Source organism: Caulobacter sp. FV2ps19, from assembly GCF_058681035.1.
In genome coordinates, this window is record NZ_CM178729.1 from 1,933,681 (window position 1) to 1,946,423 (window position 12,743).

Consider the following 12,743-nt stretch of genomic DNA (forward strand, 5'->3'; position numbering starts at 1 on the left):
TCCGTTAGCCCAAGCTGACAGAATAGCTTTCGATGACGGTATTGGCGAGCAGCTTGTCGCACATCGCCTTGACGTCGGCCTTGGCCTTTTCGGCGTCGCCGTCGGCCACGTCGAACTCGATGGTGCGGCCGACGCGGACATTGGCGACATCGCTCCAGCCCAGGCCGTGCAGGGCGGCTTCGACGGCCTTGCCCTGGACGTCGAGGACGCCGGGCTTGAGGAACACTTGGACGGTGGCTTTCAACTTCTTCTCCTCACCCGTGTAACGGGGGAGGGGGACCGCGAAGCGGTGGAGGGGGCTTCCCGTCCACGGCGTTCGGGCGACTGCGCCCCCTCCGTCACGGCGCGTATTCGCGCCGCGCCACCTCCCCCGTGGAACGGGGGAGGAGAATCCCAACTAGTGCACGCCGCCTTGGATGACGGTGGGCATTTCCTTCATGATCCCCAGGCGGCGGGCCACCTCGGTATAGCTCTCGATGACATTGCCCAGATCGCGGCGGAAGCGGTCCTTGTCCAGCTTTTCGTTGGTCAGGCTGTCCCACAGGCGGCAGCTGTCGGGGCTGATCTCGTCGGCCAGGATGATCCGCGAGAAGTCGCCTTCATAGATGCGGCCAAACTCGATCTTGAAGTCGACCAGGGTGATGCCGACGCCGCTGAACAGGCCCGACAGATAGTCGTTCACCCGCAGGGCCGTAGCCATCATGTCGTCGATTTCCTGGGTGGCGGCCCAGTTGAACGCCGTGATGTGCTCCTCGGAGACCATCGGGTCGTTCAGCTTGTCTTCCTTGTAGTAGAATTCGATGATCGAGCGCGGCAGAGCCTGGCCTTCGGGGAGGCCCAGGCGGGTGGCGATCGAGCCGGCGGCGATGTTGCGCACCACCACTTCAAGCGGAATGATCTCGACTTCCTTGATCAGCTGTTCGCGCAGGTTCAGCCGACGGATGAAGTGGTTCTGCACGCCGATGCCGGTCAGGCGAGTCATCACGTACTCGCTGATGCGGTTGTTGATCACGCCCTTGCCTTCCAGCTGAGCCTTCTTCTCGCCGTTGAACGCCGTGGCGTCGTCCTTGAAGTACTGGATCAGGGTGCCGGGCTCGGGGCCCTCGTACAGAATCTTCGCCTTGCCTTCGTAGATCTTCTTGCGGCGGGTGGTCATGGCTCTCGTCGAGGCCCTTCATGGATGCGAAGCGACGCCTCGTCGGAGAAACGAAAAGCGCGCGCGGCCGGATAGCTGCGCGCGGCGTTCGACTCAAGGGCCGCTCACGGAAAATGTCCGCCGGAACTTATCTGAATGAGGACGGGCGCGCAAACGTCCGGTCAGGTGGCGTTCAGGTTCGGGGCCCTAAAGCTTGACCTGCGACGTCTCCACGGATTGCCGGGCCCCCCGTCCCGGGATAGACAGCCGGGCAGAACGTGACGGCCGCTGGCGGATAACCCTTTCGGCGGCCCAAACGCGGCTTATATTTGAGATGGAGCCTGGGCCTTTTCGATGAAGGGGGCGGGCTTCACACGACATCGAGGCTTTGATGACCACCTTCGACGAACGCGAACAGGGTTTCGAACGCAAGTTCGTTCTGGACGAAGAACTTGAGTTCAAGGCGACCGCACGCCGCAACCGTTTGCTCGGTGAATGGGCCGCGGGCCTCATGGGTCTGGCGACGGTGGACGAATATGCCCGCGCGGTCGTCAAGGCCGACTTCGAGCAACCCGGCGACGAGGATGTGCTGCGCAAGATCGCCGGCGACCTCAAGGGGTCGGGCGTGGCGATGTCCGAGGGCGAAGTGCGTCGCAAGATGGACGAACTGCTGGCCCAGGCGCGCGAGCAGATCAAAACCGGCGTCTGATCAGGCTCTGGCGGCCAGACGCTGCTGATCGAAAAGGGCCGTCCTTCGGGGCGGCCCTTTTCTTTTCCATCAGTGCGTCTCGTAGCCGCTCTTGCCGCCGCTGATCGCGAAGGCTTCTTCCGGCGACGGCGCCAGCTTCTTGCGACCGAAGACCGCGAAATAGGCGATGCCGATCGCGAACCAGATCGCCACGCCGATGACCCCCGCCCGCTGTTGGTTCGCTCATTTCCGTTCCCCCAAGTGACAGAATGTGTCCTGGGGTTGCGCCGGGTGCGGCGGGCTCGCGACTCCCAGACAGGGCAAAATGATCTTTCGGAGACCGGTGTTCACGATTTCGGCGCCGTGCGGGGGTTTCCCGCCCTGGGCGACGATCAGATGCTGTCCAAGGCGGCGCCTGCGGCGTTCGCCAGCAAGCCTGTGTCGCTCTCATCCTTCAGGGCCACGCCGCTTTCGCCCAGGCGCAGGGCCTCGCGCGCCAGCCAGGCCAGCTTGAAGGCCGCCTGTTCATAGGACAGGCCTTCGCCGCGGATGTTGGAGACGCAATTGCGCGCCGCATCGGTCAGGCCGACCTTGGGGGCGAAGGTCAGATAGGCTCCCAGACTGTCGGGCGAGGACAGGCCCGGCCGCTCGCCGACCAGTAGCAGGACCAGTCGCGCGCCGAGGATCTGGCCGACCTCGTCGCCCAGGGCCACGCGCGCCTGGTTGGCGATGACGATCGGCGCCAGGCTCCAGCCCTCGGCGCGGATCTGCGGCAGCAGGGCGGCGATCAGCGGCGCGGCGTGGGCGTGGACGGCGGTGCTGGACAGGCCGTCGGCGACGATGATGGCCAGATCCGCCGGCTTGGTTGCTCGGGCTTCCAGCAGGGCGCGACTTTGGTCCGATAGTCGTCGGCCCAGATCGGGCCGGCGCAGATAGGTCGTCCGATCGGGCGCGGCGCTGTCGACCGACAGGTTGGCCAGGCCAAGGTCATTGAGCGCCCGGGCGATCGTCTCGCCGTCAAAAGTCGTGTGCACCGCATCGCGCGCCTGGGCGTGGGCCAGGGCGAAGGCCAGCACCTCGTGGGTGGGCAGGCTGGCGCCGCTGCGGCCCAGGGCGATGCGGGCCGGGGTATGGCGGCGCAGGGCGGTCCAGGGGTCTGGCGCGACATCGGGCGGCAGCGGCGCGCTCATGCGCTGGCCGTCAGCAGCGGATGGCGCGCCGAGGACGGGGCCAGGCGGCCATCGGGGCCGGTGATCCGCAGGCGCTCCAGCCAGGCCTCGAACTCCGGCGCGCGTTTCAGGCCCAGCAGGTCGCGCACATAGAGGGCGTCGTGGAACGAGGTCGACTGGTAGTTCAGCATCACGTCGTCGGCGCCCGGCACGCCCATGATGAAGGTGACGCCCGCCGTGGCCAGCAGGGTCAGCAGGCTGTCCATGTCGTCCTGGTCGGCCTCGGCGTGGTTGGTGTAGCAGACGTCGCAGCCCAGCGGCGCGCCCAGCAGCTTGCCGCAGAAGTGGTCCTCCAGCCCCGCCCGGATGATCTGTTTGCCGTCATACAGATATTCAGGGCCGATGAAGCCGACCACCGTATTGACCAGCAGGGGCTCGAACGCCCGGGCCACGCCGTAGGCTCTGGCCTCAAGCGTCTGCTGGTCGATCCCGTGATGGGCCCCGGCCGACAGGGCCGAGCCCTGGCCGGTCTCGAAATACATCACATTGTCGCCCACCGTGCCGCGCTTCAGCGACCGGCCCGCATCGAGGCCTTCCTGCAGCAGTGACAGGGTCACGCCGAAACTGGCGTTGGCCGCCTGCGTCCCTGCGATCGACTGGAACACCAGGTCCACCGGCGCGCCGCGCTCGATCAGGGCGATGGCGCTGGTGACATGGGTCAGGACGCAGGACTGGGTGGGAATCTCGAACCGCTGGATCACGTCGTCCATCAGCCGGGTCAGGTCGCCCAGCACCGAGAGGTTGTCGCTGGCCGGGTTGAGGCCGATCACCGCGTCGCCACAGCCATACAGCAGCCCGTCCAGCATCGAGGCGGTGACGCCGGCCGGATCGTCGGTGGGATGGTTGGGCTGAAGGCGTACGGCCATGGTTCCGGGCAGGCCGATGGTGTTGCGGAACTTCGTCGTCACCCGACACTTGCTGGCGGCCAGGATCAGGTCCTGGTTGCGCATGATCTTGCTGACGGCGGCGGCCATTTCCGGCGTCAGTCCGGGCGCCAGGCGGGCCAGGGCGGCGGGGGTGGCGACGTCCGACAGCAGCCAGTCGCGAAAGCCGCCGACCGTCAGGCTGGCGACCGGGGCGAAGGCCGCCGCGTCGTGGCCGTCGAGAATCAGGCGGGTGACCTCATCGGTCTCGTAGGGGACCAGGGCCTCGTTCAGGAAGGTCTTCAGCGGCGTGTCGGCCAGCACCATCTTGGCGGCGACGTTCTGCTGGGCGCAGGTGGCCGCGACGCCGGCCAGCACGTCGCCCGAGCGCAGCGGCGAGGCCTTGGCCATCACATCGCCCAGCCCGTCGAAGGCATAGGTGGTTCCGGCCACGGCGCGCGCATAGGTCATGGCCGGAACCTGCCCCTGAAAGCCGTTCCAGACAAACGAAAGCGGGGGCGTGATCGCCACGCCCCCGCCATTGCCGTCCGGATGATCAGCTGACGCTACCAGACCCGGGAGCGGGCGTCCGGCTTGAGGTAGTAGGTCTGGCCGGGCTTGACGTCGAAGGCGTCGTACCAGGCGTCGACATTGCGCGTCGGGCCGATGACCCGGAACGCCGACGGCGCGTGCGGGTCGGACGCCATCTGCTGCTTGAGCGAGTCGTCGCGCGACTTGTTGCGCCAGGCCTGGGCGAAGGCCAGGAACAGGCGCTGGTCGCCGGTCATGCCGTCGATCACGGGGGCGGGCTTGCCGCCCAGCGAGGCGTGATAGGCGTCGATCGCCACCTGCAGGCCGGCTAGGTCGGCGATGTTCTCGCCCATGGTCAGCTTGCCGTTGATGAACATGCCCGGCGCGGCTTCGTAGCCGTCATACTGCTTGCCCAGCACCTCGGCCTGGGCCTCGAACCGCTTGGCGTCCTCGGCGGTCCACCAGTCGCGCAGGGCGCCCTTGGCGTCGATCTTGCGACCCTGGTCGTCGAAGCCGTGGCTGATCTCGTGGCCGATCACCGCGCCGATGGCGCCGTAGTTCACGGCCGGATCGGCGGCCGGGTCGAAGAACGGCGCCTGCAGGATGCCGGCCGGGAAGACGATCTTGTTCTCCAGCCCGCCGTTGTAGGCGTTCACGGTCTGGGGGGTCATGCCCCACTTGCTGTGATCGACCGCCTTGCCCAGGTCGCTCAAGGCGTAGGTCCATTCGAAGGCCCGGCTGCGCTTGACGTTGCCGTAGAGGTCGTTGACGTCGATCTTCAGGCCCGAATAGTCACGCCACTTGTCGGGATAGCCGACCATGACCTGCATCTTGGACAGCTTGGTCTGGGCTTCTGCCTTGGTGGCGGCGGCCATCCAGGGCGCCGCGTCGATCCGCTGCGACATTGCGGTCTTCAGGTTGGCGATCAGCTCGACCATCTTGGCCTTGGATGCCGGCGGGAAATATTTGGCGACATAGGTCTGACCGACCACTTCGCCCAGGCTCTCATCCACCAGGCCGACACCGCGTTTCCAGCGGGGCCGCAGGGCCGTCTGGCCGCTGAGCACCTTCAGATAGTCAAAGCGGCTGTCGACGAAGCGCTTGGAGAGGTAGGGCGAGGTTTCCTCGATGGTGCGGGCGGTTTGCCAAGCCTTCAGCGTCTCCAGAGGCGTGTCGTCATAGACCTTGGCGATGTCGCGCACGGCGGTCTTTTCGCCCAGCACCACCTGGGTCAGGCCCGGCATGCCGGCGGCGGTCAGGTAGTTCGACCACGGGAAATGGGGCGCATAGGCGTTCAGTTCGGCCAGGCTGACCGGGTTGTAGATCTTGTCGATGTCGCGGCGGTCGGCCACGGCCCAGCTCACCTTGGCGATGGCGGTCTCGAAGGCGACGACGTCGGCGGCGGCCTTGGCCGGATCGGCATGGCCGGCCATCGTCAGGGCGCGCTCGACAAAGGCCGCATAGGCCGCCAGCTGTGGCTTGAAGCCGTCGGTCAGGTAGTAGTCGCGGTCGGGCAGGCCCAGGCCGGACTGGCCGATATAGAGGGTGTTGATCTCCGGGGTCTTGGCGTCCGCATAGATGTCCAGCGAGAAGACATCGGCGCCAAAGCCGCCGTGAGCGCGGCCCATGCCCAGCGCGAACTCGGCCTTGGTCTTGACGGCGGCGATCGCGGCCAGGTCGGCCTTCAGCGGCGTGTCGTCCACCGCCTCGACGCGGGCTTCGTCGGTGAAGCTCTTGTAAAGCCCGCCGATCTGGGTCGAGGCGTCGGCCGTTTCGATCAGGGTGCGCAGTTGGTCCTGTGAGCGGTTGAAGACGTCGTAACCGACGCTGGCCGAGGCTTGGTCGCCCGGGATCTCGGTCCGGGCCGACCAGGCGCCATTGGCGTATGTGTTGAAATCGTTTCCGGGTGTGACCGAGGTGTCGCGCGCCGTCAGATCGACGCCCCAGGCGCCATACATCGGCTTGGCGTCCGCAGCGAAAGCGGCCGGAGCGGCCAGGCAAAGGGCGGCGGCGGAGGTCGCCGCCAGCAGGATCAGGCGCATGATTGAAAGTCTCTCCCCAGGAAAGCGCGATGCTGCATCAAGCGCGGGCGGAACGCAGATGAAAAGCGCGTAATGTGCGGCTGAGCGGCGACCTTGCCTGAAATGGCGGTTTTAGCTAAGCTGCTTAGCTAAGCGAGGTGCGCTATGACCGTTGTCACCATCCACTACGCCAAGACCAACCTGTCTCGTTTGCTCGCCGAGGTCGAAGCCGGCGGTGAAGTCGTCATCGCGCGCGGCAAGACGCCGGTCGGGCGTCTTGTTCCCGTTTCGCCGACGCCGTCCAAGCGCGTGTTCGGGTCGATGAAAGGGGAGATTGCGGTCGATGAGGCGTTTTTTGAGCCTCTGCCCGATGACGAGCTGGCGCTCTGGCAAGGCGCCGACGCTTGAGGTTCCTGCTCGACACCCACGCCTTGCTTTGGTTTCTCGCGGGCTCTGACAGCCTGCCCATAGCGGTGCGCATCGCCCTGCAGGATGAGGCGCATGAGGTGTTCGTTAGCGCCGTGTCCGCCATGGAAGTGACCACGAAGTTTCGGCTGGGCAAGCTGCCGTCCGCCGAAATCCTCGCCAATCGTTTCGAAGCGACGGTGGCGGAGAAGGGCTTCCTGTCGCTGCCAATCACGATGGCGCATGCCGAGTGCGCCGGGTCTCTGCCCATTGCTCACAAGGATCCATTCGATCGGCTGCTGATCGCCCAGGGGCTGCTTGAGAAGATGACTCTTGTCTCCAACGAGGCTGTCTTTGACGGCTTCGGCATTGGCCGTTTCTGGTAGCGACGGTCAGGCCAGCCAGTCTTTCAGCACGCCCCACGCCGCCGCCTTCTCCGCGAAACTGCGCGCTGCGTGGGCGGGGCTGGAGGAGGGCAGGGCGATCAGCGCGATCCGCTCGGTCGCCGGCGCCAGCAGGCGTGAGCCCATCCTGGCCGCTGTACCGCCATTGAAGGCGACGGCGCGCAGGGCCGGCAGGGTTTCAATCAGGGCCAGCAGATCGTTGGCGTCCGGGTTGACGATGGCGGCGTCCAGGCTGCCTGGCCGCTCCGCTTCAGCGACCACGTCCCAAAGGCCCAGGTCATGCCGTTGCAGGGTGGCGAGGCGCGCCTCATAGGCCAGGGCGACCAGCGGCGTTTCCAGCACGCCCTCCAGCAAGCGCCAGAAGGCGTTGCGGGGATTGCCGTAGTATTGGCCGAGGGCCAGCGAGGCCTCGCCGGGCAGGCTGCCGAGGACCAGGACACGGGTGTTCTCATCGACGACAGGCGGAAAGCTGCGCTTTCGCTCAGCTTGCATGGGGCGGGTCGTTGCGCAGCCAGCCTGTGACGGTCAGGCGCGCCGCGCCGGCATAGGGCGCGACCGGGGCCACCGAGTGTTTGCGCGGCACCTTGAACAGCGTGAGCACGTTGAAGGCCGGCGCGAAGCCGCGCTCGATGTCGCCGGCTGCGTCGTGAAAGAGAAGTTGGCCGCCCCAGTCGGGTCGCCATTGGCGGGTCAGGCCCAGCGTGTAGGCGGCCAGGCGTTCGCCGGCGCCGGTGTCGTCGTGCACGGTCAGGAAATCGGCGGGGCGATAGAGCGTAGCCTGAGCGTTGACCTTGGTGATGGTGCTCTCGCCGGTCACCGCCGCGCCGAACGCGATCATTTCCGGACTGTTGAGGAAGGCGGTCAGGGCGTGGATCGGGTGACCGGGGTCGCGACCCTCGTTGAAGGCGTCGATCATCGGATAGCCGAGATAGACATAGGCGAAGCCCGTCCGGGCGCGCAGCGTGGCGGCGTGCAGTCGGCCGGCCACGGCGTCCGGGCCCAGGTCGGCGCGGCGTTGACGGCTCAGGACGTCCGCGCCGCCGGTCTCGGTGGAGCAGATCACATCCCAGTCGATCGTCTGTTCCAGGATCCCGGCCAGGCGATCGACGACCGGCGGCTCGAAGACGTCGGGGATCTGTACCAGACCGTCACGGGCATAGGCCGGCGCGAAGGCCGCCGGATCCAGCGCCGGGTTGAGGCGAAGGACCGGCGCGTCGTCCATGCCTAGGCTTGCTCGCCGAACACGCGCTTGAAGATCACGTCGACGTTCTTGGTGTGGTAGCCGTAGTCGAACAGCTCCTCGAGCACCGCGTCCGACAGGGCCTTGGAGACCACCGGGTCGGCCTTGAGGAAGTCGATAAACTTGCCCTCACCGCGCCACACCTTCATCGAATTGCCCTGCACGGCGGCATAGGCGTCTTCTCTGGAGACGCCTTCCTGGGTCAGGGCCAGCATGACGCGCTGCGAGAACACCAGGCCCCCCAGCTTGTCGAGGTTCCTGGCCATGTTCTCGGGATAGATGTTGAAGCGCTCGATGACGCTGGCCATGCGGCGCAGGGCGAAATCGAGGTGGACGGTGGCGTCCGGACCGATGCCGCGCTCGACCGACGAGTGGCTAATGTCGCGCTCGTGCCAGAGGGCGACGTTTTCCAGAGCCGGGGTCACGGCCGATCGGACCAGGCGGGCCAGGCCCGTCAGGTTCTCGGTCAGGATCGGGTTGCGCTTGTGGGGCATCGCGCTCGAGCCTTTTTGCCCGACCTCGAACGGCTCTTCGGCTTCCAGCACCTCGGTGCGCTGCAGGTGGCGGATCTCGGTGGCCAGGCGCTCGATCGACGAGGCGACCACGCCCAGGGCGCAGAAATAGGCCGCATGGCGATCGCGCGGGATGACCTGGGTCGAGACCGGCTCGACGGTCAGGCCCATCATCTTGGCGACATGTTCCTCGACGCGCGGATCGACATTGGCGAAGGTGCCGACGGCGCCGCTGATCGCGCAGGTGGCGATCTCGAACCTGGCCATCGCCAGGCGCTCCTTGGCGCGCTGGAACTCGGCATAGTAGCCGGCCAGCTTCAGACCAAAGGTGATCGGTTCGGCGTGGATGCCGTGGCTGCGGCCGACGCAGACGGTCATCTTGTGCTCAAGGGCCCGGCGCTTCAGGGCGGCCAGCAGCAGGTCGACGCCCTCGATCAGCAGATCGGTCGAGCGCGACAGCTGCACGGCGAAACAGGTGTCCAGCACGTCAGAAGACGTCATGCCCTGATGCAGGAAGCGGGCCTCGGGGCCGACGATTTCCGACACGTGGGTCAGGAAGGCGATGACGTCATGCTTGGTGACGCGCTCGATCTCGTCGATGCGGTCGCTGTCCCAGACCGCGTCACGGCCCTTTTCCCAGATCGTCTGGGCGGAAAGCTTGGGGATGACCCCCAGTTCGGCCATGGCGTCGGCGGCGTGGGCCTCGATCTCGAACCAGATCTTGTACTTGGTCTGGCTGGACCAGATGGCGGCGGCTTCGGGGCGGGCGTAGCGGCTGATCATGGACCGGGCGTTTCGGCCGGACCGTCCTCCGAGTCAAGCCCGTTGGCCGGCGCAAGCCGGACAAAAGAACGGCCGCCCTCCAGGAGGAGAAGGCGGCCGAGTCATTGGGAGGAAACGCCCTGGAAGGGCATGTTCTGTATAGCTTAGTCCAAAGCGCTTGACAACGTTGTCATTCAAAAATCGTTCACGAGTGGCTTCGTCGCTGAAAACAAGAAGGGAGGCCGGCGTGAGCCGACCTCCCTCTTTGAAAAATTCGAACCCGACATCCGCCGGGCGCGAGGTCTTACTTCGGCTTGATGGCGGCCTGAACCTCGATCTCCACCAGCATGCCGTCGGCCACCAGTGCGGCGACCTGGCTGGTGACCCGCGAAGGCTTGTTGGGCTGCTCGGCGGTGCCGAACAGGCTCTTGTAGGCCTCCATCATGCCCATGAAGTCCATCTTGCCGTCCTTGGCCGGGTCGCCGACCAGCAGGACGCGCATCATGACAACATCGCCCAGGGTCGCGCCTTGCGACTTCAGGGCGGCTTCAATGCGACCCAGGACGCCAAGGGTCTGGGTCTTGGTGTCGCCGAACTTGGCGACGCCGGTGGCCTTTTCGTCGATCACCGGCGGGGTCATGCCGCTGACATAGAGGGTGGTGAAGCCAGAGGGCACGCTGACGACGCTGGACAGCGGCGACTTGGGGTCGCCGCTGCGGACGATCTCCTGGGCCGAGGCGGCGCCGGCGAGACCGGCGGCGATGGCCAGGCCGGCGGCGAGGGTGGCAAAACGGGTCATGGTCTTCTCCTTGAGGGGGACGATCAGTGGGCTTGCAGGCCGCGCGCCTTGGGCGGGGCCTTGCGGGTCTTGGAGACAACAGCGGGCGTAATGGCTGCGGACTTGTTGCCCCAGGACGAGCGGATATAGGTCAGGATCGCGGCCAGATCGGCGTCGCTCAGGTCGTCCTTGAAGGCGGGCATGCCCGCCCGGCCGTTGAGGACGGTGCTGGTCACGACCGTGGGGTCGCCCAGGACGAGGGGGGATCCTGCCAGGGCCGGGAAGGCCCCCTTTATCCCTTTGCCGGTCGCCTGGTGGCAGGCCGAGCAGTTGTCCATGAACAGACTTTGCGGCGGTGGGCCCGCCAGCGCCGTGGCGGGCGCCGCGGCGGCGGCGAGCAGGGACAGCAGGGTGAAACGGGTAGCAAAGCTCATCGGGTCCTCTGGTCTCAGGCCTGTTGCACGCGGGCGTGGATCTTGCCGATCTGTTGCCAGGCGGACTCGATCGCCCCCGCCTGCCAGCCGCCAAGGTAGCTGAGATGTTCGCCCGCAAGATAGAGGCGACCATCGGGCTCGCACAGCACGGGATAGGAGTCCTTGCGACCGTCCTGGCTCCATTCGGCCCAGCCCCCCAGATTGTACTCGGCCAGGTGCCAGCAGAATGAGAAGGCGGTCTCGAAGCTGTCGGCATATTCCGGGAAGACCTTCTGGCCTGCGGCCACGGCGAAGGCCGCGCGTTCGGCCGGAGGCTTGGCGCTGATCCTGGCCGCTTCGCCGCCGAAGGCGTAGTAGCCCAGCAGCACGCCCTTCTGGCTCTGCCAGCCGGTGGAGGGCAGGGTGATCGTGCCGATCCCGGGCATGTCGTTATAGATGTGGCCGCCGTAGATGTGGTGTTTCTCTTCCCAGAAGCGGGTCTTCATCTGCAGGCCGATCTTGTTGACCGGCGCATAGGCGACGCCCTCCATCGCGGCCTTGAACGGCGCCGAGGCGTCGAGATCGATCTGCTTGAGCACGCTGAGCGGGATGGTGCAGATGCAGTAGTCGGCGGTGACCTCGCCGGTCTTGCCGTCGGCGTCCTTGAACGAGACCGTCACGCCCTTGTCCGACTGCTTGATCTTCTCGACCACGGTCGAGTAGCGGATCATCGAGCCGACCTGTTTTTCGAAGCCCTTGGCGATCTGGTCCATGCCGCCGATCGGTTGCAGCATGGTGCGCTGTTGCTCATAGCCGGTGACCGAGCTGAGAACCCGCCAGGCCTTGCTGTCGAGCACGTCCTTGAAGGCGAAGGGCTTCAGCTCCTTGCCGGGGCCCGGATCGACGCCGGCCCCGGGATGGACCGAGAAGCCGCGCCCTTCGGTGCCGGTATAGGCCAAGTCCTTGGGCGACAGGCGGCCTTCATTGATCATGTAGGCGATGAAGGTTTCGCGATCGGCCGGCGACAGGGCGGCGTCCAGGTCGCCCTTGCTGGCGGCCTTGGCGATCAGCTCGGCGGCGTAGCCGCGGGCGTCGGCGGCGATCTCGCCCTTGCGGATCGGCTTGCCGGCCAGCGGGCCCTTGCCCTTTTCGAAATAGACATAGGCCGCGTCGTTGTCGTTGACGAAGCTCTCCAGCAGCACGCCAAACAGCTTGGTGTAGTGCAGGGTCGAGCGGTGGTGATACGGGATCCGCCACGGGCCGTGGTTGATGTAGAGGCCTTCGTCGAACTCGCAGGTCTGCTTGAAGCCGATCAGGTCGGTGTGCTGGAAACCCTTGCGCGCCGTCTGGCAGCGGCCGCCGGCGAAGGACCGGGCTTCGAGGATCTGGACCTGATAGCCGGCCTTGCTCAGTTCGTAGGCAGCGGTCATGCCCGCGAGGCCCGCCCCGAGGATAACGATCTTGGTCCCCTTGCCGCCACCGGTCAGCTCGGGCGGCAGTTCGGTGGCCGAGGCCATGCCAAAGCCCAGGGCGTCCATGCCCGAAAGCGCCAGGGAAATGCCGCCGACGGCCGCGAGGCCCTCGAAAAACCGTCGCCGGGTCAGAACGCCACCCGTCGCCGCGCCTGCATACGTATCCATGAAAACTTGCCCGCCTTTTATAGACCCCGACGCTTTTTGAACGCCCGCATCGCCGACGACGATACACGCATGTCGCCCCGGTCGAACGCGTCCCCGCCGAGGCCGACTGCATCACGAAATTT

The 12,743-nt window shown here is 66.3% G+C and carries 15 protein-coding genes and 1 pseudogene; 4 read left to right on the forward strand and 12 right to left on the reverse strand.

Annotation, left to right across the window (positions count from 1 at the left end; genetic code table 11):
• Window positions 1-4: 4 nt before the first annotated feature.
• Window positions 5-244, reverse strand: coding sequence for a phosphoribosylformylglycinamidine synthase subunit PurS (purS, locus tag ACW18B_RS09215; protein ID WP_492051289.1), 240 nt, complete (start codon window positions 242-244; stop codon window positions 5-7).
• On the opposite strand from purS, the pseudogene ACW18B_RS09220 reads away from it, so the two are divergent.
• A pseudogene (locus ACW18B_RS09220) lies at window positions 227-401 on the forward strand (hypothetical protein). The gene purS and the pseudogene ACW18B_RS09220 sit on opposite strands and share 18 nt — an antisense overlap.
• On the opposite strand, the gene purC reads toward ACW18B_RS09220, so the two are convergent.
• On the reverse strand, window positions 398-1,156 hold the full coding sequence (gene purC / locus ACW18B_RS09225; RefSeq protein WP_492051290.1) for a phosphoribosylaminoimidazolesuccinocarboxamide synthase: 759 nt from the start codon (window positions 1,154-1,156) through the stop codon (window positions 398-400). The pseudogene ACW18B_RS09220 and the gene purC overlap by 4 nt on opposite strands.
• A 370-nt stretch (window positions 1,157-1,526) precedes the next feature.
• Here purC and ACW18B_RS09230 point away from each other — a divergent pair, with 370 nt between their 5' ends.
• Window positions 1,527-1,844: a DUF1476 domain-containing protein gene (locus ACW18B_RS09230; protein WP_492051291.1), complete on the forward strand. Its 318-nt coding sequence runs from the start codon at window positions 1,527-1,529 to the stop codon at window positions 1,842-1,844.
• A 69-nt stretch (window positions 1,845-1,913) separates the two neighbouring features.
• Here the strand turns inward: ACW18B_RS09230 and ACW18B_RS09235 are convergent, their stop codons facing one another.
• The 4 genes from ACW18B_RS09235 to ACW18B_RS09250 form a co-directional block, all read right to left on the reverse strand.
• The gene (locus tag ACW18B_RS09235) at window positions 1,914-2,036 is read right to left on the reverse strand and encodes a hypothetical protein (protein ID WP_492051292.1); all 123 of its coding nucleotides are present in this window, start codon (window positions 2,034-2,036) and stop codon (window positions 1,914-1,916) included.
• Window positions 2,037-2,215: 179 nt separating this feature from the next.
• On the reverse strand, window positions 2,216-3,013 hold the full coding sequence (eutC, locus tag ACW18B_RS09240) for an ethanolamine ammonia-lyase subunit EutC (RefSeq protein ID WP_492051293.1): 798 nt from the start codon (window positions 3,011-3,013) through the stop codon (window positions 2,216-2,218).
• Window positions 3,010-4,446, reverse strand: coding sequence for an ethanolamine ammonia-lyase subunit EutB (locus ACW18B_RS09245; protein WP_492051294.1), 1,437 nt, complete (start codon window positions 4,444-4,446; stop codon window positions 3,010-3,012). The genes eutC and ACW18B_RS09245 overlap by 4 nt, the downstream gene beginning before the upstream one ends.
• A 35-nt stretch (window positions 4,447-4,481) precedes the next feature.
• Entirely contained in the window at window positions 4,482-6,488 is a 2,007-nt protein-coding gene (locus tag ACW18B_RS09250) for a M13 family metallopeptidase (RefSeq protein WP_492051295.1), read from the reverse strand.
• A gap of 144 nt (window positions 6,489-6,632) precedes the next feature.
• Between ACW18B_RS09250 and ACW18B_RS09255 the strand changes: the two genes are divergently transcribed.
• Together ACW18B_RS09255 and ACW18B_RS09260 are read left to right on the forward strand one after the other, a co-directional pair.
• Window positions 6,633-6,875: a type II toxin-antitoxin system Phd/YefM family antitoxin gene (locus ACW18B_RS09255; protein ID WP_492051296.1), complete on the forward strand. Its 243-nt coding sequence runs from the start codon at window positions 6,633-6,635 to the stop codon at window positions 6,873-6,875.
• Entirely contained in the window at window positions 6,872-7,258 is a 387-nt protein-coding gene (locus ACW18B_RS09260; protein ID WP_492051297.1) for a type II toxin-antitoxin system VapC family toxin, read from the forward strand. The genes ACW18B_RS09255 and ACW18B_RS09260 overlap by 4 nt, the downstream gene beginning before the upstream one ends.
• Window positions 7,259-7,264: 6 nt before the next feature.
• Here ACW18B_RS09260 and ACW18B_RS09265 read toward each other — a convergent pair whose 3' ends face one another.
• The 6 genes from ACW18B_RS09265 to ACW18B_RS09290 all read right to left on the reverse strand — a co-directional run bounded on the left by ACW18B_RS09265 (window position 7,265) and on the right by ACW18B_RS09290 (window position 12,621).
• Window positions 7,265-7,768, reverse strand: coding sequence for a DNA-deoxyinosine glycosylase (locus ACW18B_RS09265; RefSeq protein ID WP_492051298.1), 504 nt, complete (start codon window positions 7,766-7,768; stop codon window positions 7,265-7,267).
• Window positions 7,758-8,498, reverse strand: a complete 741-nt coding sequence (locus tag ACW18B_RS09270) for a 2OG-Fe(II) oxygenase family protein (RefSeq protein ID WP_492051299.1) — start codon at window positions 8,496-8,498, stop codon at window positions 7,758-7,760. The genes ACW18B_RS09265 and ACW18B_RS09270 overlap by 11 nt, the downstream gene beginning before the upstream one ends.
• A gap of 2 nt (window positions 8,499-8,500) precedes the next feature.
• Window positions 8,501-9,811 carry an adenylosuccinate lyase gene (purB, locus tag ACW18B_RS09275; protein WP_492051300.1) on the reverse strand — a complete coding sequence of 437 codons (1,311 nt, stop codon included), beginning with the start codon at window positions 9,809-9,811 and terminating at the stop codon, window positions 8,501-8,503.
• Window positions 9,812-10,094: 283 nt separating this feature from the next.
• Entirely contained in the window at window positions 10,095-10,589 is a 495-nt protein-coding gene (locus ACW18B_RS09280; RefSeq protein ID WP_492051301.1) for a RidA family protein, read from the reverse strand.
• A 23-nt stretch (window positions 10,590-10,612) separates the two neighbouring features.
• Entirely contained in the window at window positions 10,613-11,002 is a 390-nt protein-coding gene (locus ACW18B_RS09285) for a c-type cytochrome (RefSeq protein WP_492051302.1), read from the reverse strand.
• 14 nt (window positions 11,003-11,016) lie between these two features.
• Entirely contained in the window at window positions 11,017-12,621 is a 1,605-nt protein-coding gene (locus ACW18B_RS09290) for a flavin monoamine oxidase family protein (RefSeq protein ID WP_492051303.1), read from the reverse strand.
• Between the last annotated feature and the right edge of the window lie 122 nt (window positions 12,622-12,743).

What these genes read in the sequence shown, in the direction of transcription:
- ACW18B_RS09255 (WP_492051296.1), top strand. Translation starts at nt 6,633, where the DNA reads ATGACCGTTGTCACCATCCACTACGCCAAGACCAACCTGTCTCGTTTG.
- eutC (WP_492051293.1), bottom strand. Translation starts at nt 3,013, where the DNA reads ATGAGCGCGCCGCTGCCGCCCGATGTCGCGCCAGACCCCTGGACCGCC.
- purC (WP_492051290.1), bottom strand. Translation starts at nt 1,156, where the DNA reads ATGACCACCCGCCGCAAGAAGATCTACGAAGGCAAGGCGAAGATTCTG.
- ACW18B_RS09250 (WP_492051295.1), bottom strand. Translation starts at nt 6,488, where the DNA reads ATGCGCCTGATCCTGCTGGCGGCGACCTCCGCCGCCGCCCTTTGCCTG.
- ACW18B_RS09290 (WP_492051303.1), bottom strand. Translation starts at nt 12,621, where the DNA reads ATGGATACGTATGCAGGCGCGGCGACGGGTGGCGTTCTGACCCGGCGA.
- ACW18B_RS09285 (WP_492051302.1), bottom strand. Translation starts at nt 11,002, where the DNA reads ATGAGCTTTGCTACCCGTTTCACCCTGCTGTCCCTGCTCGCCGCCGCC.
- purB (WP_492051300.1), bottom strand. Translation starts at nt 9,811, where the DNA reads ATGATCAGCCGCTACGCCCGCCCCGAAGCCGCCGCCATCTGGTCCAGC.
- ACW18B_RS09280 (WP_492051301.1), bottom strand. Translation starts at nt 10,589, where the DNA reads ATGACCCGTTTTGCCACCCTCGCCGCCGGCCTGGCCATCGCCGCCGGT.
- ACW18B_RS09265 (WP_492051298.1), bottom strand. Translation starts at nt 7,768, where the DNA reads ATGCAAGCTGAGCGAAAGCGCAGCTTTCCGCCTGTCGTCGATGAGAAC.
- ACW18B_RS09230 (WP_492051291.1), top strand. Translation starts at nt 1,527, where the DNA reads ATGACCACCTTCGACGAACGCGAACAGGGTTTCGAACGCAAGTTCGTT.
- ACW18B_RS09270 (WP_492051299.1), bottom strand. Translation starts at nt 8,498, where the DNA reads ATGGACGACGCGCCGGTCCTTCGCCTCAACCCGGCGCTGGATCCGGCG.